The organism is Chitinophaga flava (genome assembly GCF_003308995.1).
Classification (GTDB): Bacteria; Bacteroidota; Bacteroidia; order Chitinophagales; family Chitinophagaceae; genus Chitinophaga; species Chitinophaga flava.
Genome location: NZ_QFFJ01000001.1, coordinates 3534076 through 3558343 on the forward strand (window position 1 = coordinate 3534076; position 24268 = coordinate 3558343).

Annotated in this window: 23 protein-coding genes; 14 read left to right on the forward strand and 9 right to left on the reverse strand. The window is 46.0% G+C overall.

Annotated features, from left to right (window positions below):
* Nucleotides 1-242: 242 nt before the first annotated feature.
* Complete coding sequence (locus DF182_RS14270; protein ID WP_113616262.1) at nt 243-2366, forward strand: ComEC/Rec2 family competence protein; 2124 nt, start codon at nt 243-245, stop codon at nt 2364-2366.
* Here DF182_RS14270 and DF182_RS14275 read toward each other — a convergent pair.
* Entirely contained in the window at nt 2363-3232 is an 870-nt protein-coding gene (locus DF182_RS14275; protein WP_113616263.1) for a hypothetical protein, read from the reverse strand. The two genes, DF182_RS14270 and DF182_RS14275, sit on opposite strands and share 4 nt — an antisense overlap.
* Before the next feature lie 202 nt (nt 3233-3434).
* On the opposite strand from DF182_RS14275, the gene purH reads away from it, so the two are divergent.
* The 3 genes from purH to DF182_RS14290 all read left to right on the forward strand — a co-directional run bounded on the left by purH (nt 3435) and on the right by DF182_RS14290 (nt 6796).
* On the forward strand, nt 3435-4949 hold the full coding sequence (gene purH / locus DF182_RS14280) for a bifunctional phosphoribosylaminoimidazolecarboxamide formyltransferase/IMP cyclohydrolase (RefSeq protein WP_113616264.1): 1515 nt from the start codon (nt 3435-3437) through the stop codon (nt 4947-4949).
* Nucleotides 4950-5103: 154 nt separating this feature from the next.
* Nucleotides 5104-5664: an RNA polymerase sigma factor gene (locus DF182_RS14285; protein WP_245957442.1), complete on the forward strand. Its 561-nt coding sequence runs from the start codon at nt 5104-5106 to the stop codon at nt 5662-5664.
* On the forward strand, nt 5657-6796 hold the full coding sequence (locus tag DF182_RS14290; protein ID WP_113616266.1) for an energy transducer TonB: 1140 nt from the start codon (nt 5657-5659) through the stop codon (nt 6794-6796). The genes DF182_RS14285 and DF182_RS14290 overlap by 8 nt, the downstream gene beginning before the upstream one ends.
* Here DF182_RS14290 and DF182_RS14295 read toward each other — a convergent pair.
* From DF182_RS14295 to mutY, 6 genes are all read right to left on the reverse strand, one after another.
* Nucleotides 6793-8169 carry a LutB/LldF family L-lactate oxidation iron-sulfur protein gene (locus DF182_RS14295; protein WP_113616267.1) on the reverse strand — a complete coding sequence of 459 codons (1377 nt, stop codon included), beginning with the start codon at nt 8167-8169 and terminating at the stop codon, nt 6793-6795. The genes DF182_RS14290 and DF182_RS14295 overlap by 4 nt on opposite strands.
* An 89-nt stretch (nt 8170-8258) precedes the next feature.
* A complete protein-coding gene (locus DF182_RS14300; RefSeq protein ID WP_113616268.1) occupies nt 8259-8825 on the reverse strand; it encodes a DUF3109 family protein in 567 nt (188 codons plus the stop codon).
* Between the two features lie 75 nt (nt 8826-8900).
* Nucleotides 8901-9503, reverse strand: coding sequence for a gliding motility lipoprotein GldD (gene gldD / locus DF182_RS14305; RefSeq protein WP_113616269.1), 603 nt, complete (start codon nt 9501-9503; stop codon nt 8901-8903).
* Nucleotides 9504-9530: 27 nt separating this feature from the next.
* On the reverse strand, nt 9531-10841 hold the full coding sequence (gene gldE / locus DF182_RS14310) for a gliding motility-associated protein GldE (protein ID WP_245957443.1): 1311 nt from the start codon (nt 10839-10841) through the stop codon (nt 9531-9533).
* Between the two features lie 167 nt (nt 10842-11008).
* Nucleotides 11009-11470, reverse strand: coding sequence for a single-stranded DNA-binding protein (locus DF182_RS14315; protein WP_113616271.1), 462 nt, complete (start codon nt 11468-11470; stop codon nt 11009-11011).
* A 198-nt stretch (nt 11471-11668) separates the two neighbouring features.
* Complete coding sequence (gene mutY / locus DF182_RS14320) at nt 11669-12742, reverse strand: A/G-specific adenine glycosylase (protein WP_113616272.1); 1074 nt, start codon at nt 12740-12742, stop codon at nt 11669-11671.
* Nucleotides 12743-12961: 219 nt separating this feature from the next.
* Here mutY and DF182_RS14325 point away from each other — a divergent pair, with 219 nt between their 5' ends.
* From DF182_RS14325 to DF182_RS14340, 4 genes are all read left to right on the forward strand, one after another.
* Nucleotides 12962-13249: an HU family DNA-binding protein gene (locus tag DF182_RS14325; protein ID WP_073084475.1), complete on the forward strand. Its 288-nt coding sequence runs from the start codon at nt 12962-12964 to the stop codon at nt 13247-13249.
* Between the two features lie 24 nt (nt 13250-13273).
* Nucleotides 13274-14116: a tetratricopeptide repeat protein gene (locus DF182_RS14330; protein WP_113616273.1), complete on the forward strand. Its 843-nt coding sequence runs from the start codon at nt 13274-13276 to the stop codon at nt 14114-14116.
* A gap of 455 nt (nt 14117-14571) precedes the next feature.
* A complete protein-coding gene (locus DF182_RS14335; protein WP_113616274.1) occupies nt 14572-16122 on the forward strand; it encodes an Rne/Rng family ribonuclease in 1551 nt (516 codons plus the stop codon).
* A 191-nt stretch (nt 16123-16313) separates the two neighbouring features.
* Nucleotides 16314-17987: a L,D-transpeptidase family protein gene (locus DF182_RS14340; RefSeq protein WP_113616275.1), complete on the forward strand. Its 1674-nt coding sequence runs from the start codon at nt 16314-16316 to the stop codon at nt 17985-17987.
* 69 nt (nt 17988-18056) lie between these two features.
* Here DF182_RS14340 and DF182_RS14345 read toward each other — a convergent pair whose 3' ends face one another.
* A complete protein-coding gene (locus DF182_RS14345; protein ID WP_113616276.1) occupies nt 18057-18437 on the reverse strand; it encodes a RidA family protein in 381 nt (126 codons plus the stop codon).
* 290 nt (nt 18438-18727) lie between these two features.
* Here DF182_RS14345 and DF182_RS14350 point away from each other — a divergent pair, with 290 nt between their 5' ends.
* The 6 genes from DF182_RS14350 (at nt 18728) to DF182_RS14375 (ending at nt 23331) form a co-directional block, all read left to right on the forward strand.
* Nucleotides 18728-19390, forward strand: a complete 663-nt coding sequence (locus tag DF182_RS14350) for a 3-hydroxyacyl-CoA dehydrogenase family protein (RefSeq protein ID WP_211327109.1) — start codon at nt 18728-18730, stop codon at nt 19388-19390.
* A 7-nt stretch (nt 19391-19397) separates the two neighbouring features.
* Nucleotides 19398-20075 carry a tRNA (adenosine(37)-N6)-threonylcarbamoyltransferase complex dimerization subunit type 1 TsaB gene (gene tsaB / locus DF182_RS14355; RefSeq protein WP_113616277.1) on the forward strand — a complete coding sequence of 226 codons (678 nt, stop codon included), beginning with the start codon at nt 19398-19400 and terminating at the stop codon, nt 20073-20075.
* 214 nt (nt 20076-20289) lie between these two features.
* Nucleotides 20290-20649, forward strand: coding sequence for an ArsR/SmtB family transcription factor (locus DF182_RS14360; RefSeq protein ID WP_073084462.1), 360 nt, complete (start codon nt 20290-20292; stop codon nt 20647-20649).
* Nucleotides 20650-20786: 137 nt separating this feature from the next.
* The gene (locus tag DF182_RS14365) at nt 20787-22190 is read left to right on the forward strand and encodes an MBL fold metallo-hydrolase (protein ID WP_113616278.1); all 1404 of its coding nucleotides are present in this window, start codon (nt 20787-20789) and stop codon (nt 22188-22190) included.
* 258 nt (nt 22191-22448) lie between these two features.
* Nucleotides 22449-22937, forward strand: coding sequence for a BON domain-containing protein (locus tag DF182_RS14370; RefSeq protein ID WP_161964144.1), 489 nt, complete (start codon nt 22449-22451; stop codon nt 22935-22937).
* Between the two features lie 19 nt (nt 22938-22956).
* Nucleotides 22957-23331 (forward strand): LysM peptidoglycan-binding domain-containing protein, encoded by a 375-nt coding sequence (locus DF182_RS14375; RefSeq protein WP_113616280.1) that lies wholly within the window; start codon nt 22957-22959, stop codon nt 23329-23331.
* Nucleotides 23332-23395: 64 nt separating this feature from the next.
* Here the strand turns inward: DF182_RS14375 and DF182_RS14380 are convergent, their stop codons facing one another.
* A complete protein-coding gene (locus DF182_RS14380; protein ID WP_113616281.1) occupies nt 23396-24268 on the reverse strand; it encodes a lysophospholipid acyltransferase family protein in 873 nt (290 codons plus the stop codon).

Below are 24268 nucleotides of genomic sequence, written 5' to 3' on the forward strand. Positions count from 1 at the left end.
GTTTACAAATAATATTATATTTAAAGAAGATGTTAACTAATCAATAACAGATTTGGAAAGTTAAAATATTGAAATGATTGATTTTTAATATATTAAATAAATTGAATTTTTAACAGATATTTTGCATTAACACGCCCTGAAGCAGAAGTTACCAAGCTATCATACATTTTTCGTATATGCTGTTTTTGCGTTTTTGAGACGGTTTAATTCCTACATTTAATACTGCAAAAAAAGTTAACCCCATGCAGTTTGAATCCCCCACATTTGTGGCGTACTGGAAACGTGCGCCCTTTCTACGTTTGACAGCCCCTTTGCTGGCCGGTATTTTCATACAACTGAATTTACAGCTTTCCGCATTATCCCTGTACATACTTATCCTGACCGCATTTACGGCGGTATGGGGCCTGAGCCGGTTGCCACTGGCTTATCGCTATCATTATTCATGGATAGGTGGGTTGCTTATTTTTATCATGATCCTCTGCGGCGGAGCACTGTTGCTGGTTTGTGCCGATATTCGAGGGCAAGACGGGTATTTTTCTGCACCCGAAAAGGAGGGGGATTTCCTGCTGGCAGCAGTGGAAGAACCCTTGCAGGAGAAAGCCCGCACACGCAAAACCGTTCTGAGCATTGAAGGCGTATATGCACATGGTAAGTTGGTGCCCGCAAAAGGGCATTTACTGGCCTATTTTAGCAGGGATACTGCTTCGGTGGGATTAGTGTACGGAACACGGTTGTTGTTGGCTAAAAAGCCTGTTATAATCAAAAACAGCGGCAATCCAGGTGCGTTCGACTACCGGCAGTACTGTGCAGCACAACAGATCTATCACCAGGTATATTTGCGTGCCGGAGAATATCAGCAGCTGAAACAGCCTCCGGCCCGGGATCTGACAATCTGGCTCCTGAAAGCAAGAGATTTTTGTCTGCATAGCCTGAAAACAAATATCGGAGAAGGGCCTGAAGCTGGTATGGCAGAAGCACTGCTCATCGGCTACCGGCAAGACCTCGACAAAGACATGGTCAATAGTTATAGCAACACCGGTATTGTACATGTCATCGCTATCTCCGGTATGCACCTGGCACTGCTGTATGGCACCTTGTTATGGCTGTTGCGCTGGCTACCAGCCAGTACCCTCGTCAATGGGATGAAAGCCCTCATTATTTTAAGCGTATTGTGGGGATTCGCCCTGCTGACAGGGGCTTCGGCTTCTGTATTAAGGGCAGCCGTTATGTTCTCCGGCATTACTATCGGACAACTGATACTAAACCGGCGCGCCAGTACCTACAACACCCTGGCTGCTTCGGCTTTCGTATTGTTATGCTATAAGCCCTGGCTGGCTGTGGACGCAGGTTTTCAGCTCTCTTACCTGGCAGTGCTGAGTATCCTGTTGTTTTATACGCCCCTGTCTGAATTGCTGCATTTCCGGTGGCGATGGGCCACACTGCTGTGGCAAACGACAGCTTTGTCAATAGCTGCACAGATACTCACTTTGCCAGTGTCCATTTACTATTTTCATCAGTTTCCCTGTTATTTTCTGCCGGCCAATCTGCTGGCTGTTCCGCTGTCTACTGTGGTGATTTATGGAGAAGTATTTTTACTGATGATGACACCTTTTGTGATGCTCGCAGAATGGACCGGACTGGCTATCCGGCTGGTGATCCGATGGATGAATGCCGGGGTGGAATGGTTGGGACAACTACCTTACGCGGTCATTGGTGACCTGCAGTTAAGCCTCCTGCAAACCGGCTGTTTTTACGCCCTGCTGGCGGGCCTCGCGGTATGGTGGCTGCAGAAGTCCCGTACCGGACTATGGGTGGCACTGATCTGTAGCTGGGCCATGGTGGCTGATAAAGTAGTCCGCCAGCTGCTAACCCTGCAACGACAACAACTGATCATCTATAACGTACCCGCCTATACGGCAATCGACTGTGTTAGTGGGGGCAAGGTACAGTTTATAGGCAACGACAGCCTCTGGCAGACGCCTGTCGCTGCTCAGTTACGTTCAGCAAGAACAATGCTGGGTGTGTCTCCCGGCGTGGTTAGCAACTGCCTGCAGCACGGACGTTATCTGCGCTTCGGCCACAAACAGTTGCTGATCGTCGACAGTACACTGCCGGTTTTTTATCACAGGAAGGGGAGTGCACTGCCAGCAGCCCATCCCAGTGGAATTAAAGTGAATTATCTGCTGCTCAACCACAACCCACGGCTAAACATCCGGCAACTACAGGAGTACTTCCGTTGTGATACTATCATCTTCGGCGCTGCCTGTTCATCCGGCCGTATCCGGCGCTGGACGCAGGAATGCCGGGAGTTAAAACAGCGCTGTTACAGTATTCCGGATGAAGGAGCCTGTACTATCAGCTTTTAAGGCTGCTGTTTTTGCCGGAGCTTTTCTTCCAGTTCGTTGATCTTCTTTTTCATTTCAATCATATGAAGGGTCATTTCCTCCATTTTCTCCAGCAGTCTGCGGTTCATCTCCCCCAGATCAAGGCCGTTGGCGGCAACTTCTCCGGCAGTGGGCATCTGAGGCAGGTGTTTGTGGGTACGGATATAATCTTCCGTTGCTTCCAGGGACATCAGTGGATAGTCGTTTTCAAAAACATAGTCAGGCCATGGATTGAGGCTTGTCACCTTTATCTTACGGGCGCTGAGCAGGCCTTCTACAGCCAGTTTGGCGGAACCGGGATTAGTAGTGCCAATACCAACATTGGTTTCGCTCCAGAGGCTGTTTCCAGGTAACACTATCTGGCCGGGAAACTTGTTCTGATAGGTAAGACGGGTTTTCTGGGTGGCTGTTGGGCTAATGGCTTCGTCCGCAACTGTCCATCCCTGGTAGTTGGCAGTGTAATCGGCCTGTCCTTTGGCGAAAGCTCTTACAGCAAAACGTTGGTAATATTCACGGCTGTCCATAAAGATTACAATCTTCCCGCCCTCATTGGCGAGGTACATGGGAGGGGTAAAGGAGCCGAAAGAGGCTACATTGTAGCGCATAAACACATCACCATAAATGTAAAAGTTGATGACCAGCCCAATCGTTTCACCGGTCCCGAAATTATAACCTTCAATAATGATGGTGGGCATGTGATTGCCATTCACAAAGCCCAGATTGGTCTTGATTTTGGTACCATAAGTAGCAGTCTGGGTAGTGTGATAGGTAACAATGTCCGGATAACTTTGTCCTTTTGCTGACAACAGAATGATAGTACAGCACAGAAGGGATAACAGTGACTTCATAGGTTTAATGCTGATTTTTAACAGGTGAAAAAATAAAAACCAAATTAGTGGTTTTCGCGCCCTGTCTGGCTTTAAGGGTGTTTTAATTTTATGTCTCGACAAGCAGGCAATGGAAAAATGAGACTTACGTGTTAACTTCGCGCAGCTTTTCGGTTCCGCACCAGGGAGCCTATGTTATTAAAATTTCTAATGTTTTCCATCCATGCAAAAGCAAATTAAATCAGCGCTGATCTCCGTTTTCTATAAAGATAACCTGGAGAACATTGTAAAAAAGTTAGGTGAACAAGGTGTGACCATCTATTCTACCGGTGGTACACAAAAATTTATTGAGGAGCTGGGCGTAAAGTGTGTGGCAGTAGAAGATCTGACAGCGTATCCTTCTATTCTGGGTGGCCGTGTGAAAACACTGCACCCTAAAGTATTTGGTGGTATCCTGGCCCGTCGCGAAAACCCGCAGGACCTGGAACAGCTGAAACAATACGAGATCCCGGAAATAGACCTGGTGATCGTAGACCTGTATCCTTTCGAAGAAACCGTAAAGAGTACAACAGAAGAACAGGCGATCATTGAGAAGATAGACATAGGCGGTGTTTCCCTGATCCGTGCTGCAGGCAAAAACTTCAAAGACGTAGTGATTGTTGCATCCAAAGACCAGTACGCTGATCTCGAAAAGGTGCTGACTGAAAACAATGGTGCTACTACCATCCAGGACCGCAGAAACTTCGCTGCTAAAGCATTTGAAGTATGTGCCAACTATGATGTGGCCATCTCTCAGTATTTCCTGAACAACGAACCTGGTGATTATTTCCAGGTATCTGCTCCGCAGGGACAGGTGAACCGTTACGGTGAAAACCCTCACCAGCGTGGTGTTTACTACGGTAACCTGAATGAAATCTTTAACAAACTGCATGGCAAGGAACTGTCTTTCAATAACCTGGTAGACGTAGATGCTGCCTGCCAGCTGATCCGGGAGTTTACAGAAACAACCTTCGCTGTAATCAAACATACCAACGTATGCGGCATCGCTTCCCGTTCTACCCTGAAAGAAGCCTGGGACGCAGCACTGGCCGGCGATAAGGAAAGTGCTTTCGGTGGAGTACTGGTGTGCAACAAAACCATCGATAAAACCACTGCCGAAGCCATCAACGAAATTTTCTTTGAAATACTGATTGCTCCGGGATTTGAAGCCGAAGCCCTCACTGTACTGCAAGCCAAGAAAAACCGTATCCTGCTGGAACAGAAACAACCTGTTAGCAGCAAATACATGTTTAAAAATGTACTGAACGGTGTGCTGTTGCAGGATGGTGACAACGGTAACTACAAAGAATGGAATGATGTAGGAGCTCACGCTGCTACCGCAGAACAGAAATCTGACCTGGAGTTTGCCAACATCGTGTGCAAACACCTGAAATCCAACGCGATTGCGCTGGTGAAAAACAAACAGCTGGTTGGTAAAGGCTGTGGTCAGACCTCCCGTATCGATGCTCTCCGCCATGCTATTGAAAAAGCAGGTCAGTTCAGCTTCGATCTGAAAGGTGCGGTGATGGCTTCCGATGCCTTCTTCCCATTCGATGACTGTGTACGCATTGCGCACGAACAGGGTATCAACGCGGTGATTCAGCCGGGTGGTTCCGTTCGCGACAACGATTCAGTTGAATTCTGCAAACAGCATGATATGGTGATGGTAATGACCGGTATGCGTCACTTCCGCCACTAATCCTTTTAAAGCAAATACACTACATATTACAGAGAGAGCGGAGACCACCGGCAGGTGGTGCTCCGCTTTTTTTGTAATCAGCAGCATAAAAAAAACTGGCGCCTTTGCCTGAAAATCCATAGTATTGTTGTCCATGGCCTTTATTCAGCATAATATGATGCGGGAAACCGCTGACTCAGATTTGATCCGGGAGTATAAAACATCCGGCAGTCTGGAGTTACTGGCTGCCCTGTACCAGCGTTATATGAACCTGGTGTATGGGGTATGTCTGCAGTATTTTGATGAAGAAGGCAGTAAAGACGCTGTGATGCAGATTTTTGAGGAGCTGATCGGCAAGCTGAAGCACCATGAAGTGCAGAACTTCAAAAGTTGGTTGCATGTACTGGCCAGAAATCATTGCCTGATGAAGATCCGGGCTATGAAAAACAAGGAGTCTATGCAGGTGGCTATTGAAGATGATTCGCCGCTTATGGAAAACGGAGAATTGGCGCATCATGACGGTGGAATCACATTGGAAGATAACCTCCAGACCATGGAAAAATGCCTGGAAACCTTGCCGGAAGAGCAAAAACGCAGTGTAAACCTGTTTTATCTGGAAGAAAAAAGCTACCGCGAGGTGTCTGCCATCACCGGATATGACATGGGTAAGGTGAAGAGTTATATCCAGAACGGAAAACGTAACCTTAAAATTTGTATGGAGCAACAACATGCCTGACAAGGACGCACATAACAAGCCCAACGTAAGCGCCGAGCTTATCCGCCAGTACCTGGCCGGAGAGCTGAATGACAAGGCCATGCACGACCTGGAACGTCAGGCGCTGGATGACCCGTTCCTGGCAGACGCACTGGAAGGTTATGCCTTGCACAACCCTGACCAGCAGGTTCATCAGGATGAACTGATGGCCCGTTTGGCCGATCGGGTGGCGCCGCGCAAAACAGTGGTCCGGCCAATGTATACCCGCTGGGCTGCCGCTGCGGCTATTTTGTTGCTGTTATTTACCGGAGGCTGGTTCCTGTTCCACGAACAGCACCGGAAAGTAACCGAAGTATCCCTTGCCCAGGCTAATAATAATGTTGTCAGCCAGGAAACGCCTGCTGCTACTTCTTCTACTGTACCGGCGCCTGCTGCCGCACCTACAGTTGCAACAACAGAAAAACCCACTAATAAAAAAGATGGATATGTGCAGCAGCAACAGCAACATACTGTTCCCGCTACCATTCAGGCTGAAATGGCTGCACCTGCAGCGGATGTAATAGCCCGTGATGATAAACAGGTAACGGAAGCTGCAGAAGAGAAAAAGTTAAAACGGGAGCCTGCACTGATGCTTAAAAAGGCAGCTCCGGCAGAAAGTCCGTTACTGGCCGCCAGCCCTGCCATGGTACCTCCGCCGCCAGCAGAGCCAGCGAAGGATTATGAACACACGCTGGCAAAGGCTTCCAGAGAAGATAGCCAGCGAATGAGCAATGGGTATCTGGGTAACTATGCGGCATCTGAAGCAGTACAAGGGAAAGCCTCCGGAATGGTGGTGATGTCTAAAAGACGGGCAGGCGTACAAATGCCCTATGATACCCTTCCTGCACCGGTTACTGGCCGTATCGCTTATCAACAGTATCTGCAAAGTCATACCATCAATCCGGAAAATAAGTTTGACGGAGTGGTCACACTCACTTTTACTGTAATGCCTGACAGTACCTTACAGGAGATTACGGTAGTCAAAAGCCTGAATGCTGCCTGCGATGCAGAAGCAATCCGGGTGGTGAAGGAAGGTCCGGCATGGAAGCCAGCATCAGATGGAAAACCTGCCAGGGTTACACTGGAGGTGATATTTAAAGTGAAAGCGGATTAACCTTTTCGTTCTTTCCACTGCTGATTGAAAGACTTGGCAGCAAATACCGGCAGCTCTCTGTTGTCTCCCCAGCTTTTAGCAAAAAACTTACGCAGCAGGAAATTCTTCATTTTACCACTGGCCATGTTCATCATCTTGCGGCTGGTACAGCCCTGTTTCCAGGCAAACCAGGCAAATTTTTCTCCACCGGAAGTATGATTTTCTTCTACGGCCTTTTGTCTGTTATGAAGCAACAGCTCATGCAGATTGATACGCACAGGACATACTTCTGTACAGTTACCACAGAGAGAAGAAGCAAAGCTGAGGTGGACATAGTCGTCCATCCCTTTCAGATGAGGGGTGATGACAGAGCCAATAGGGCCGCTGTAGGTAGTGGCGTAACTGTGGCCGCCAATATTTTTATATACAGGGCAGGCGTTGAGACAAGAGCCGCAACGGATGCAGTAAAGACTTTCGCGGGCAGTAGTATCTTTCAGGATATTGGTCCGGCCGTTGTCCATCAGGATCACATACATTTCTTCCGGGCCATCGATTTCTCCTTCCTGGCGTGGGCCGCTGAAGATGGAGTTGTAGGCGGTCACTTTCTGTCCGGTGCCATAAGTGGCCAGCAGTGGCCAGAAGAGAGCCAGATCAGCCACAGAAGGCAGTACCTTTTCGATGCCTACCAGTACAATATGTGTTTTAGGAAAAGCGGTGCTGAGGCGGGCATTACCTTCATTCTCAGTAACCGCTACAGAGCCGGTATCAGAGATGATGAAGTTGGCGCCGGTGATGCCTATTTCTGCTTCCAGGTATTTTTGTCTTAGTTTTTCCCGGGCAACGAGTGTGAGCTGTTCAGGAGTAAGGTCGGGTGCCGTGCCCAGTTTTTCAGCAAAGAGTCGTGCCACATCTTCCTTGCTTTTATGCATGGCGGGTGTTACAATGTGGTAGGGTGGTTCTCCGTCGAGTTGCTGTATATATTCACCGAGATCTGTTTCTACACACTCGATGTTATGCTGTGCCAGGAAGTCGTTCAGATGTACTTCTTCGGTGGCCATGGACTTACTTTTGACGATGCTTTTGCATTGTTTGGCCTGACAGATGGCGAGAATTTCCTGTTGCACCTGTTCGGCTGTTTCAGCCCAGATAACTTTTCCGCCACGTTTAGTGAAGTTCATCTCAAACTCTTCGAGGTGGTTGTCGAGATGTTCGATCGCTCTCCACTTTATATTTTTGGCTCTTTCACGTGCTATGGCGAGATCGGCAAACTGTTGTTTACCGGCTTTCACAGCGGTATTATATTTTCCTATGTTGAAGTTGATCGTCTGGCGGTGACCAAGGTCTAACGCTTTTTTTTCACTCGCTTCGAGAAAAGAGGAGGCTGTTTGATGCATAAGCAAACGATAATTCCTTTATTAAAGATAGATCATTTGAAGTTGATTTTGACCTGGTTATCAACCCTGTCAAAATCAAAAAAAATAGATCAATACTTTTTGGTAGCAATTTTATCTAGGACTTCATAAAATTCCGTGCCGTATTTTCTGATGATAGCTTCTTTCAGAAAACGGTACACAGGCACTTTCAGTGCTTTACCATTTTTACAGGCAGGTTTGCATATATCCCAGCGGTCGTAATTAACCGCTTCAAAGGATTCGTATTTGGTAATACGTATAGGATACAGATGACAGGAGACGGGTTTTTTAAAATCGATTACGCCGTCGTTGTAAGCTTTTTCTATGCCGCAGCCCACGATGCCGTTGGCATCTACACTTGCATAGGCACAGATACCATTGTTGACAATCGGTGTTACATATCCGTATTCTTTGTCGGTGGTGTTGGTGCCGGTGCGTTCTATCTCTTCAATGCCTTCGGGGCGGAGATAGGATTTGATCTGCGGATATATTTTTTTCAGGGTTTTGGTTTCGGCTTTATCCAGCGGAGCACCGCAGTCGCCGGCTACGCAGCAGGCGCCTTTACAGGCAGACAGATTGCATACAAACTGCTCCTCAACTAATTCGTCACTAATGTATTTATCGTCAATGATGATCATCGGGTAATTGGTCTTTTGATGGCCAGATAAGGCCAGCAAGCATTTTAAAGACCACAAAGTTACATGATTGCCGGCTTATCTCCAGCGGAGGGTTTCCACCAGATGCCACATATCTTTTTCGAGGAATTCATTGGCGGGTGCCAGGGAATCGGCCTGAGGGGGAGCATAGAAGTAGAGCGCACCCCGCAGGAAGTGCCGGACAGAGTCGGTAGCGAAAAATTGTTTGGCCGAAGCGGCGTTGCCGCCTACTTCATAGAAAGTGCCGGCTACATGGTTCGGGGTATGGATTTTATTTTCGTCTATATATTCCGCCTTGTAGGTGTGCTTATAAGTCATTTTAAAAGCATCATCCACCAGTTTCTGGAAGGTATTGTTGTTTTCGCCGATGATTTTATAGCTCAGATAGATTTTACCATTGAGGGTAGGGAAGTCGAGGTTGATCCAGTAAGGGTTTTCCGGTTTTTCCCCGAAGAAGGCTGTGTCCTTTACCACATTGGCATATACCGGATATTCGAAAGTGTACGGATAACCGGGCACATCGAAGGTGCGGTATTTTTTTTCGGGAAACTTCATGAGGAAGAAACCCCTTGGTTTAGGAGTAGGCGGTGTGTTACAGGCCACAGCGAAGAGGACTGTCAGCAGGGATAGTAGGATGCCCTTTCCTTTTAAGTATGGCATTGTTCGGATCTCGTTTAGGAGGACGGATTAGGCTTCTTCGGAAGCATCCGGCCGGATGGTTACCTGTACTTTCTGGATGCGCATTTTGGTGACTTCCAGTACAGTAAAATCATAGTTGCTATAATTGATAACGCTGTTTTCTTCAGGAAATTTTCCGGCGAGTTCGAGGATGAGGCCGCCGAGGGAGTCGCTTTCTCCTTTTACCGTTTCAAATGTTTCCGGTGGTATGTTCATGATACGGCAAACGTCGTTGAGCATGGTTTTCCCTTCAAAAACGTAGGTGAAGTTGTCCAACTTGCTATAGTTGAATTCTTCTTCATCGAACTCATCTTTGATGTCTCCGATAACTTCTTCCATGATATCTTCGAGGGTTACGATACCGGAGGTGCCGCCAAACTCGTCGACTACCACGGCAAAGTGCATGCGTCTGCTCTGGAATTCTGAGAGCAGGTCTTCGATCAGTTTGTGACCATGTACAAAGAAAGGCTGGCGCATGACTTCGTGCCAGTCGAATTTATTGCCTTTATCAAGGTGCTGGAGCAGATCTTTGGTGTGGATAACGCCTACGATGCTGTCGAGGTTGCCTTTATAAACCGGCAGCCTGGAGTAGTGGAGGTCGGCCACGTGTTTCACTACTTCATCGAAGGTGCTGTCATATTCGATACCGTTTACGTCGAGGCGTCCACGCATAATTTGTTTGACGGTGATATTGCCAAATTTGAGGATGCCTTTCAGGATGTTTTTTTCTTCCTGGGAGGCGGTAGGGTCTACGCTCATTTCGATGGCTTCGTCAATTTCGTGGTAGTTGACCGGGCCGGCTCCGCGGTGGAACAGGCGTGCTTCAACGCTGCCGCTGATGCTTACGAAGAAATCGCTGACAGGCTCCAACGTAGCATGGATCAGGCTGACGAACCACGCGAAGTAAGTGGCGAAACGGATATTATTCTGTGCGGCCCATACCCGGGGGAGTATCTGGCCGAAGAACAGCAGTACGAGGCAGATGAAGGCAATGCGCACCACAAAGGACACTACCGGCAGGGTCTGCAGGTCTTCCATCTGGGTGATCAGATAGTTGGTAATCATGATAAATGCTATCATGAGCAGGATGCCTGCTATCTGCAGGGAGGCGAGAAGTGATTTAGGCTTTTCCAGCAGCTTGGTGATGAGCTTGCCGGAGGTGTTCTGCCGTGTTTTGAGCACATTCAGGTCCTTGTAGTTCAAGGAAAAGAAGGCTACTTCTGCGCCGGAAACGATGAAGGTAAGCAGCAGTAATACAAAAATGACAAGTAAAAACACAACCATATTAGGTGTAGCAATAGGTGCATTTACTTGTAACAAACAGGATATGTTGCTTGCCGAGAGGATCTCCAAGATATTCAACTTTGATGTAATAAATCAAAAATAGGAAAGGTAATTCACATAACTACATTTCCACGCACGCAAATATAAGTAATGTCCCTTTATGGGATTACGTACTTACGGAAAGTTAATATTTTAACGGGCAACTAAAACGGCAGATCGTCTGCGGGCTCGTTCAACGAAGGGGGTATTTCCATGTTACCAGCGAAATTTTCTCCGGTTGACGATCCTGTACTGCTATGGTGAGGTATGGGGTGATCAGTGCTATTGAGGTCCATGCGTTTATCCAGCATAACCAGGTTGTCTCCTACAACTTCAGTAGCAAATTTTTTATTGCCTTCCTTGTCTTCCCAGCTGCGGGTGCGTAAACGACCTTCAATGTATACGAGGCTGCCTTTGTGCAGGTATTTCTGTGCCAGTTCGGCCAATCCCCGCCAAAGCACTACGGTATGCCATTCTGTTTGCGAAATGAGTTTTCCGGCTCTGTCCTTAAAGGTCTCTGTGGTTGCCAGTGAAAATTTCGCTACCGCGATATTTCCTTCAAGAAACTGAACGTCCGGGTCTCTGCCTAAATTGCCTATCAGGATTACTTTGTTAACACCTCTCATAGTTGTAGGTTTTTTTAGTCTATTGTTAAAAGGTTCTTCTTTTATAAATAAACAACCTTCTTAAAGTTAATATTTTTTTCCAATCGACAGTGAAAAATTTCTCCCTGAGAGTGTGTTAAGCAACATTTGTTGCATGCATTATAACAACCTGTAATCTTACTATGTAATATATTTTAATTATTTTTTATGTGTCTGTAATCAGAATAATTGCAGTCTTTTGCTGTGAAGAAAATCAGTAATTGTTTTTGGAAAAGCGTAATTGTCCAGCTTTTTACGGGAAACGAGCAGATGGTCGGGTAACGGGAGGGGCTGCTTGATTTCCAGGGTGAAAAAGCGGCTGTGTATGGTTTGGTGGGTGAGTTGCTGTTTGACCGGAGCAGAAACGTTCACCACTGTAAAGGGAACATCTTTAAACAACTCCCGGAAAGCCTCCTGTTGCCGGAGCTCGTCGAGCTCTACCGCCTCTGAAGTTTCGATCAGGATAAATTCGTGCAGATTTTGCCAGATATCTTTTTCGGTCCGTTTCCGGATATAGATATTGTCTTTCAGTTCTATCAGGAGGTGGTTGAAATAACGTTTTTTGATCTGTAGTTTTTTTGATTTTACGGGGAGTACGTCCACGAGCTGTTGCTGTCTGGCCTGGCACTTTCTGTTAAGCGGACAGGTACCACAGGCGGGCTGTTGCGGTTTGCAGACTACGGCGCCAAAGTCCATGATGCTTTGGTTGTAGGCGGCAGACTGGTTGGCCGGGAGTAATTCCTGGGCGAGATCGCCGAACTGTTTTTTGCCGGCGGTGGTATCAATCGGAGTTTCGATGCCGAAGTAGCGGGAGAGTACCCGGAACACGTTACCGTCCAGCACCGCGTAGGGGAGCTGAAAGCCGAAGGAGGCGATGGCGGCGGCGGTATAGGTGCCGATGCCTTTAAGGGCTTTGATCTGCTCGTATTCTCCGGGGAATTTGCCGTTATAGGTAGTGGCTATTTCCCGGGCGGCGGCGAGCATGTTTTTGCAACGGGCATAATAACCCAGTCCCTGCCAGAGTCGGAATACCTCTTCTTCCGGTGCTGCTGCGAGCTTTTTGGCGTTGGGGTAGTTTTTAATAAATTTCTCATAGTACGGCAATCCTTGCTCCACGCGGGTTTGCTGCAAAATAATTTCGGATAGCCATATGCGATAGGGGTCCTTTTCGCCCTTCCAGGGCATGGTCCGGGTATTGCTGAGCTGGTTCCACTCCAATAATTTTTCTGTAAAAAAAAGTCGGGAATCGGCCATTTATATATTATTTTAATAAAATTATTTAGTAAATTGATATGGTAAAAGCTGTCCAAAAACCCTATGAGGTACACCAGATACCCCTTTCCGGGCCTGCAAATAAATATAATTTATCATCAATAGAGTTATAAGAAAAAATGATAAAATTTATTTGCTTAAAATTCAGCAATTAAAATTTTTAAATTAACTTTGAGAGTAAAGTAATCCTCTCGCTTTCATATGAGAAAAGCTGATTTAATAAACAACATTGCTGAAAAAACCGGCATCCCCAAAGTAGATGTGTTAGTTACACTGGAGGCTATGTTTAAAGAGGTGAAAGAAGCCCTGGCCAACGGTGAGCACATTTACATCCGTGGGTTTGGCAGTTTTATCACCAAGAAAAGAGCCGCCAAGATAGGCCGTAACATCAAGAAGAACGTGGCTGTGGAGATCCCGGAGCATTTTATTCCGGCGTTCAAACCATCGAAAGAATTTGTTGCTGAGGTAAAGAAGCTTAAAAGTTCTTAGTTTTGCAGCCTAATAATTTAGGCGATGCGAAAGTCACAAGTTCTCCTGGTTGGTGCCGCTGTAGCACTATTGGTGGTTTTATATGCCTTTGGCCGAACTATCCCCCGGTCAGATAAGCAAGCTATGTCAACTGCCGCTCCTATGCAGGGCGGACAGGGTGTAGAGCCTATTGCCTTTTCCGAGCTGCTGGAAACGGCTAAAGGGAAAATTCCTGCTGAAAAATTATTACAGATCAACACAATTGAGACCAACGTTATACGTGGTGATGTGAATGCCCAGCAAATAGCTGCGTACAAACAATTGTATAACACCTGGGACAGCCTAAACCAGCTGCCCGTAGCTGCTTATTATCTCGGACAAGCCGCTAAGTTGGAAAATTCCGAAAAAAGCCTCACCTTTGCAGCCAATTTGTTTCTGGCACACCTGCAACACGCTCAGGATCCAAGGATAGCAAAATGGGAAGCCGACCAGGCAACCGCCCTGTTTGATCAGGCAATTCTGCTGAATCCGGCCAACGACACCCTGAAGATGTCGCAAGCTATGGTGTATATGAACACCGGCGAACCGATGAAGGGAGTGGCAAAGATGAAAGAGGTGGTCGCCAAAAATCCTGATAACATCGACGCACAGGTTACATTGGCTAACCTGGCCATTAGATCAGGCCAGTTCGATAAAGCCATCGAAAGACTGGAAGGTGTTATGCAGAAACATCCGGATGATGCCAAAGTACTGTTTGTACTGGCTGAATCCTACAGAAGCAAAGGGAACACTAAAAAAGCACTGGAATTGTTTGAAAAAAGCAAACAGGCTATGAAAGACCCGGAGCTGAAAAAAGAAGTTGATAATTATATCAAAGATATCCGATAATATTTATTTTTTCCATCATTTAAAACGTTTAAGCGTATGCCTTGCGGTAAGAAAAGAAAAAGACATAAAATTGCCACTCACAAGCGTAAAAAAAGACTGAGAAAGAACCGGCATAAAAGTAAGAAGAAATAATTACTCCAGTTTCCCGCCATTTATACTAATCAGGTATTTTCCCGGCGCGGTGGTCGGATAAAAATTTTCATATATCCTGCATGATTCTGGCATTTAATCTTAAATTGCCTGAGTCATGCAGGTGTTTCCATAGATCCCCGCATACCAGATTCTCCGGAACATTGCCTGCAGTGATCGCTGAACCCTTAAGCAATCCATCATCACATAGGTGAAGAATATGCTAACTTTATAGTGAGCTATTGTTTGGTATGCAGTAAGCTGTTCTTACATAGCTGTGTGCATAGCATAAAAGGTGAAGTTTTAAAGGTTAAAATTTTGGACGCTTGAATAAGGAACTTATTATAAATGCGGCTCCCACAGGGGTGGAAATTGCGTTACTGGAAGATAAAAAGTTAGTAGAACTGCACCACGAAAGCGGTAATCCTAACTTCGCAGTAGGCGATTTATACCTGGGTAAAGTAAAAAAGCTGATACCCGGCTTAAATGCTGCATTTGTGGACGTAGGCTTCGAGAAGGATGCCTTTTTACATTATACGGATCTCAGCCCCTATATCCGTTCTATTCTTAAATTTACTGCAACTGCCCTCAGCGATAAAACCCCTGAAGGATTTGATTTCACTAAGTTTAAAAATGAACCGGAAATAGTTAAGACCGGTAAAATTACAGACGTACTGGGCGGTAAACCCAATATCCTCGTACAGATTCTGAAAGAACCCATTTCCTCCAAAGGCCCACGCCTGAGCTGCGAAATCTCTCTTCCCGGAAGATTCATCGTGTTAACACCCTTTAACGATATTGTTGCCGTTTCCAAAAAAATCCATTCTTCCGAAGAAAGAAAAAGACTGCAGAAAATCGTGGAAGCGATCAAACCGCCTAACTTCGGTGTGATCGTTAGAACCGCTGCGGAAGGAAAGAAAACTGCAGAACTGCACGAAGACCTGACCACCCTCGTTCAAACCTGGAAAAATATCCAGTCCAACCTGAACGGTGCCCAGGCCCCGCAGAAAATACTGAGTGAACAAACAAAAACCACCAGTATCCTCCGCGATCTGCTCAATGAAAGTTTTAACCGGATCGTGATCAACGATAAAAATATCTACACGGATACCAAAACTTATATCCAGAAGATCGCACCGGAAAAGCAGGATATCGTTAACTACTATAACAACGGCTCTCCTATCTTCGATAACTTCGGCATCACCCGCCAGGTAAAGGCTTCCTTCGGGAAAACCGTCAACCTCGACAGCGGCGTCTACCTCATTATCGAAGCTACTGAAGCATTACATGTCATAGACGTCAACAGTGGCTATAAAAGCTCCAGCAACAACCAGGAACAGAATGCTCTCGCCTCCAACCTGGAAGCTGCCGCAGAAATAGCCCGCCAGCTGCGCTTGCGCGATCTCGGCGGTATCATCATCATCGATTTTATCGATATGAAACTGCCGGAAAACAAAAAGACCGTATTTGAAGCCATGGAGAAATTCATGTCACAGGACAGGGCCAAACATACCATCCTGCCCATCTCCAAATTCGGCCTGATGCAGATCACCCGCCAGCGCGTAAAACCGGAAATCACCATCTCAGTAGCCGAAGATTGTCCTACCTGCAAAGGAACCGGCAAAATCGGAGCATCCATGCTTATACTGGAAGATATCGAGAAAAATCTGCAGTACCTCCTGAACCACCAACATAAAGGTCTTACCATCCGGATACACCCAATCATGCACGCGTATCTGACCAAAGGTTTCCTGACATCCAAACAATGGAAATGGTACTTCCAATACAAAAAATGGATCAAACTCAAAGCTGACTCCAACTATCATCTTACTGAATATCGTTTCTTCGACGCTAATGATGAAGAGATTAAATTATAATTAAGTATCTGTGGGCAGATACACCACGAATCAACTTCGTCCGTGATCTCCCACAGGTCCTTATCTCCCCCCAAAACATGTATCTCCCATAATTCTATATATTTCATACATTTATGCGGTAAAACAGTGCAGATCCCATACTGTTTGCCCGTCATGTTTTGTTCAGTTATCTAATCACATCCATTACACTTATGACCGTACGTTTTTACACCGCCATCTCTTTATTAACCCTGATTATTTTTGCCGCCTGCCAGCAAAACGGAGGCTTGCGTAAGAAGCTGAGAATAAGAGATACTACGCATTACACTAAAGAAGAGTATATCGAAGCATCTCTGGACAGTAACATCCTGAATAAATTTCTTGCCTCCAATACCACCTATGATGCGTATGATGGCTACATCCGTAATTTCTATCAGAAGCGGGACTATCACTACGCCTGGATCAATAAGGATTCCCTGACAGAACAGGCCGCCAACTTCATCAACATGATGAAAAACGATGCTGCCGACGGCATCAAAGACAGCAGCCTGCTGAACCCTGAACTACAACGGATCACCGATTCACTTCTCGTAGGAGAAGCTGGTCTGAAAATCAGTGATACCGCCCGCTCAAGGATTGAAATATTGCTGACAGCACAGTTCTTTGCCTATGGCAACAAAGTATGGGGTGGCTTCACCGCAGATTCTGCAAAAGACCTGGAATGGTTTATACCCCGCAAAAAAATTGATATGGAGAGTCTGCTGGACTCTGTCGTGCGCAAAAAATCTAACGCTTTCGAAGAAGATGAGCCGGTAAACAGGCAGTATAAACTGCTGCGCAACGCGCTGAAAAAACTGGCCAGCCTCGAAGCCTCCGCCAAATGGGACTCTATCCACATCGCAAAAAATACCTTCAAAAAAGGTGATTCTGCCCATGTCATCGCTACCATCAAAGGAAGACTGGAAGCACTGGGTGACCTTACTGTAAAAGATAGCAGCCAGCGCTTTACACCTGAACTGGACAGCGCTGTCAGATCATTCCAGGAACGCATGGGCCTGAAAGTAGATGGTATCATCAAACAATCTACCGTAGATGCCCTCAATACACCACTGCAACAGCGTATCCGCCAGATACTGGTGAATATGGAACGTTCCCGGTGGGTACCGCTGGAACCTACTACTGACTATATCCTGGTAAACATCCCGGCCTTTACAATGTATGTGTATGACAAAGGAAAACTGGACTGGAGCTGTAATGTAGTGGTAGGAAAACCCGGCGCCAACTCTGTAATATTCAGCAAAGAGCTGCGTTATGTTGTGTTTAGTCCGTATTGGAACGTGCCTCCTGGTATCCTGGCAAAAGAAGTGCTGCCGGGCCTTAAACGCAGTGGAGCGGGCTATCTGGCTCGTCAGAATATGGAAATTGTTGGTTCCAGTGGTAAGGTGATTCCTCCCGGCTCCATCAACTTCAGTAAATATTCCGGTGGTAACTTCCCTTATATTGTAAGACAGCGCCCCGGTGGGAAAAACTCATTGGGTAAAGTAAAATTCCTGTTCCCGAACGAATATAATATCTACCTGCATGATACACCGGCCCGTTATCTTTTCGGGGAAAACAAACGTTCTTTCAGTCACGGTTGTATCAGAATAGCAGAACCTAAACACCTGGCCGAATGGCTGTTGCGCAGCGATTCTTCCTGGACAGACCAGAAGATCGACGACGCCCTGAACGCAGGCAAGGAAAAATTTGTAACGATAAAAGATAAGGTGCCTGTATTCATCGTGTATTTCACCTCCTTCGTGGATAGCAAAGGAAGACTGAATTTCCGCGACGACGTGTATGGTCACGATGCGAGACTGGCAACGACATTATTCAGCAAACCATAACTGTGATTAGTATGATGAAAACTGATTCTTCTGATGCCTTATCAGGAGAATCAGTTTTCATCATATCAATTAATAAACAGCTATTACAGAGATCTCCACATTCACTCCTCTCGGTAAAGCGGCCACCTGCACGGTTTCGCGGGCAGGGTAGTTGCCACTGAAATAACTTCCGTATACTTCATTTACTTTAGGGAAATCATTCATGTCGGTGAGGAAGATAGTCGCTTTCACTACCGCATCGAAGGACAGGCCGGCTTCTTTCAGGATAGCCTGCAGGTTTTTCATGACCAGATGGGCTTCATCCACGATGCCTGATTTTACCAGTTCTCCGGTAGCAGGGTCCAGCGGTACCTGGCCGGACACATAGAGGGTATTACCAGCTTTTACAGCCTGGTTATAAGGCCCGATAGGAGCGGGCGCCTGATTGGTATTGATGATTTGCTTTTCCATAAAACGAAAATAAGGAATTCGCTATTAGTGTCCCAGGGCTGAAGCCCTGGGCTATGATAGATAGGATAAGACGGGGGGTGGAACATCGCTAGGAGAATTTTATTGGAGATTTTGTAAGGAAGAAGGCTTGGGAATATTTTCTGAAGAATTTCTATCCGGGAGTTTCAGTAAATGAGTTATTGAACCTGTAAGGTTATCTTTTTTTATGCAAACAGCTGTACAACAATTTTAGCCCAGGGCTTCAGCCCTGGGGAAAAGGATTTTTTCTTAGGTTTGCTGAAATTTAACGCATGAATATCCTCGTAATAGCAGATGCACAGCGGTATGACGAGTTGAGGCAAAGGGATTTTTCCAGGCATCAGGTACAATGGAAGACCAATCTGGAGGATGTTTTGTCGGTGAAGGCGTTTGATCTGGTGATAGATCTCCTTTTTGATGACCGGCCTGAGCATGCAGCGGTGTACGCCAAAAATCCTGGTGTGCCGGTGTTGGCGGGTATGGTAAAGACTTCTTTATCGGAGGTGATGAATCAATATGCATTTGAGCAGGGCTTCAATATAATGGGCTGTAATTTTCTGCCGGGATTTATCAGTTTACCGATGCTGGAGGTAACGTTGATGGATGATGGTCAGCAGCAGGTGCTGGATGACATCATGTATCAGCTCAACTGGGAATGCACGCTGGTAGCGGATACTACGGGGATGGTGACACCAAGGGTGGTATGTATGATCATCAATGAGGCTTATCTGACGGCGGAGGAGGGTACTGCTTCCCGCGAGGATATTGATACCTCTATGCGGTTGGGCACCAATTATCCGTTCGGACCTTTTGAGTGGTGTGAGCGAATAGGTGTAAAACATGTGTATGAGGTGCTGAAGGCAGTGCATGATGTTACCGGTGATGACCGGTATGAGGTGGCAGCCTTACTACAAACAGAATACGAGGCGATATAACAATATTATGGCATTAATACTTAGCATAGATACAGCTACAACGACAGGTTCGGTTAGTCTTGCCCGTGATGGGAAAACATTGCAGACATTAGTTAATGAGCAGCAGCAGGACCATGCAGCAGCTATTGTACTGTATGTGCAGCAGATTTTCCGTGAGCAGGGTGTTACAGCCGACGACCTGGATGCGATTGCAGTGAGTGCCGGTCCGGGTTCGTATACGGGTCTGCGTGTGGGAGTAGCTACTGCCAAAGGGTTGTGTTATGCCTGGAATAAGCCGCTGCTGGCTGTTTCCACGCTGCAGATGATGGCGCAGGGCGCCCTGGATGCAGTGAAAGATACGGCAGCCTGGTATTGTCCTATGCTGGATGCACGCCGGCAGGAAGTATTTACTGCTATTTATGATGCTTCTTTGCAGCCTGTTATGGAGCCGCAGGCACTGGTGCTGGAGCCGAATTCCTTTGACGCCTGGCTGGCACAAAAAAAGATTTACTTTTTTGGTAACGGTAGCCCGAAATGGGCCACCATGTTGCCTTCCATCGATAATGCCGAGTTTATCCCCTATGAAATGAGTGCCGTAGATATGGCACCGCTCGCTGAACAGTTATTCCATCAAAAATCCTTCGCAGATCTGGCGTATTTCAGTCCTTTTTACCTCAAAGGCTTCTATTTTCCCCAAAAACACTAACACGTTCGTTTTATTTGTCATAGAAATGTCAAATTACATCTAATTTGCACATATCTCCAGGTTATATATGATAAAATAAGGTATGGAAATTTTTTTTATTGTGATAGATATTATATTTTTGTATAAATCGATAACCGCATTTGTTGTCTAACTGTTTTGCGATTACTGTCCGTTGATCCCTTTCATTTCATCATTTTTTAAAAACTATTATGCGATGGAAAAAACATTATTAACTACCTCTTCTAATACTCTTATTATTTCTAGAGGTAACAATGAAAAAGACCAGATCAAATTGGATTACATTGCCGTAAAAAAGGCCGCTATGGTTTTGCGTGCTATCAACCATAAGTTGCGCCAGCAGATGATCAAACTGCTGGAGGATCATAAAAAAATGACTGTGACAGAGATATATGTGAAATTGCGTCTGGAACAATCGGTAGCATCGCAGCATCTGGCTATATTAAGGCGGGCTGGTATTGTAATTACAGAAAGAGATGGTAAGTTTATCCACTACACCATCAACAAACAGCGTATTGCTGAGGTGGCTAAATTTGTGGAAGAACTTGTTGGTTAATTGAATTTAACCATTTAAAATACGGAATTGAATTATTAAAAAAAGTAGCCGCAAGGCTACTTTTTTATTTTCATATAGATTTTATCCATAGGTGCGCGGGGTGATTTATTTGTAAATTTGTGAAAATCAAAAAACCAATGTTCGTTAAACAATTATACACCAACTGCCTGTCAGAAGCCGCCTATTTTATAGAATCGGGAGGAGTGGCCGTAGTGATAGACCCGCTAAGGGATATTGACGTATACGTAGACCTCGCCCGGGAGCGCAATGCAACGATTAAATATATTTTTGAGACCCATTTCCACGCAGATTTTGTGTCGGGCCACCTCGAACTGGCCAAAGCTACCGGCGCAAAGATTGTATTCGGACCAAATGCAGAAACCGGTTTTGATGCCTATGTAGCCAAAGACAACGAAGAATTTGCCATCGGTGACGTTACCATCAAAGTATTACACACACCCGGTCATACACTGGAATCTACCTGCTACCTGCTGATCGATGAAAACAAAGCACCTTATGCTGTGTTCACCGGCGATACTTTATTTGTGGGAGATGTAGGCCGTCCGGACCTGTTCAGCGGCAATCTCACCAAAGAAGAGCTGGCAGCTTATCTGTTTGATTCACTCAACAACAGAATCAAAACACTGCCGGATAATGTAATCGTGTATCCTGCACATGGTCCTGGTTCTGCCTGTGGTAAAAACCTGGGTCCGAACACCTACAGCACCATCGGTGAGGAAAAAAATACAAACTACGCCTTACTGGCTACCGATAAAGCACAATTTATCAATGAAGTAACCAGCGGTCTTACTACCCCGCCTTCTTACTTCCCGATCAATGCAAAAATCAATAAAGAAGGTTACGACGCCCTGCAGGCTGTAATGGCTAAGGCTATGCAACCACTCACACCTGCTGCTTTTAAAGCAAAAGGTGATGCTGGTGTACTGATCCTGGACACTCGTCCTGCTACCGAATTCGGCGACGGTTTTGTACCTGGCTCCATCAGCATCGGACTGGAAGGCCGTTTCGCAGAATGGGCCGGTAGTCTGTTGCCTTTCGATCAGGAAATCATCCTGGTGACCACACCCGGCAAGGAAGAAGAAACCGTAGTGAGAATGGCTCGTGTAGGCTTCGAAAACGTGAACGGCTACCTGGAAGGTGGTTATCCTGCCTGGGAAGCTTCCGGCCAAGAAAAAGATATGATCATCACCGTTGAAGCAGACGAGCTGGCCATGGATATGCCACACGACGAAAACCTGGTAGTGGTGGATGTCCGTAAACCGGCTGAATATGCCAACGGTCACGTTAAAGGCGCTACCAACCTGTCTCTCGGCGATATGATGGATCCACTCAACCTGGCAGACCTGGACGAACACCTGAATCTGTATGTACATTGCCAGGGCGGCTACCGTAGTATCATCGCCTGCTCTATCCTCAAAAGGGAAGGCATTCACAACCTGCGCAATGTAGATGGTGGTTTCGCTAAAATGAAAGATGAAAAAGGCCTGGAAATAGTACAGGAAAAAAATGTACTGAACTAATCCATTAGTCATAAAATTATATAGCCATCAGCGTTAGAAATGCTGATGGCTATTTTTATTATAATGAAAAATATTATATATATACCGCTGCGGTCTGATTTCCCCCAAATCCTTTATTAGTGCTGTTTTCTCTACAATGTCCTTTTTCCGTTTATGAGGAAATACGTTTCTGTTGGATTGATTAACAATAAGTTAAGCAAGAAAAAATTTTCTATTAGCATGTTATTTGTTATCTTCTGGGAACTAAAATATGTAACCATGAATAGAAAATCCTTAACACTCGCCCTTTTAATGTTGATGGGCGTATTCTTCTTTGCGTGTAAACCTTCAGACTCCAAGATCCAAAAGGCGGTTAATGAAAAGCTGAGTACTATTCCAGGCATTACTGCGGAAGTGAAAGGTGGCGTAGTGACCCTCAGCGGTGAAGTAACCGATGATGCCGCCAAAGCCGCTGCTGAAGAAGCATTAAAAGGTGTTTCCGGCGTAAAAACAGTTACCAACAACATCATGGTGAAAGCAGCTGAACCTGCTCCGGCAGCACCTGTGACCATCAACCCCGACGATGTGTTAAAGAAAACCCTTGATTCTGCTTATGCGGCAGCCGGATTCTCCACTGTAACCGTTGCTGTTGCCAATGGTGAAGTAACGTTGAGTGGCGAAGCCAAAAAGAGCGACCTGCGCAAAATCATACAGACAGCACAGGAATCAAAACCCAAGAAGGTTAACAACAGCCTTAAATTGAAATAACCCTTTAAAAATTATTGTCATGAGCTTACAGGATAAATACCAGGAATTGATCAGCCAGGCCAATAGTGCCGGCGTCAACAATTTACAGGTTAGAGAGCAGGATAATGTACTGTATATCGATGGGGAAGCCACTGCTGAAGTGAAAGACCAACTGTGGAGCACCTACGAAAAACTGGACCCGGAAATGCGCTCTGCTGATGTAGTGATGAACATCGCTGTAACTGGTGGTGGCGGTGGAGAGCAGGTGTATGAAGTAAAATCCGGTGATAACCTGAGTAAGATAGCTAAGAACTATCCCGGTGTGTCATGGCAGGATATTTATCAGGCTAATAAAGATCAGATCAAAGATCCTAATGTGATCTATCCCGGACAGAAACTGAAAATTCCAGGATAAGCTTACAGGTTATTATAACGAAAAAGGCCGGAGCATCATGCTCCGGCCTTTTTCGTTATAAATGTTATATTACTGTCTGGTGGCCAGGATAGGTATGTTTCCATCTTCTGTGGCTCCATACCCAAACTTCAGGTTGCTCGTGAATATTTTTTTCCAGGAAACGAACGAATGTTTCAGTGATCTTGCCAACGGGCTCCTGTTGCGGATCTTCAAACATCAATTGAAGCTTTGCATGATAATAGCCGCGTTTGGTTTTCCGGATGTCCACAAAAACAACGGGGATATCATTTCTTCTGGCGGCCATTTCAGGGCCCTTATAGAAGGGTGTCATTTTATTGAGGAAAGGGTACCAGAGGCAGCTGCGTGGATTGCCCGGGTTCTGATCGGCAACCAGGGCAATGAGATACTGTTTTTCCATCCAGGGCCTCATGCTGTTGGCCATATCGTTGGCCGGTATGAGGATGGTGCCAAACTTTTCGCGGAAGTGCCGGAACATACGATCGGCGGGCTTGCTGCTGAGTGGCATGTACACTACCAGAAAAGGAAATTGTACACCCTGCATACAGAACAGGTTGGCCCATTCCCAGTTGAAATTATGACCCAGGTGAAGCTGACAGCTTTTGCCTTCTGCATAGAGCTTATGTAAAACAGAGAGGTCGCAGGTGAAGCGTTCCTGTAGCTGTTGTTTGCTCATGGTCAGCAGCTTGATGGTTTCCACCATCATATCAGTCAGATTACGATAATATTTTTTAGCTAGCCTGCGGATCTCTTCCGGTGATTTTTCCGGGAAAGCCTGCTTCATGTTCTCCAGCACTACCTTTTTACGATAACCGAATACATGATACACCAGCACATACAGAATGTCGCTGATGAGATAAAGTACCGGGAACGGCAATATAGAAAGGCTGTAGCAAAAACCAAGCAGTAGATAATACAT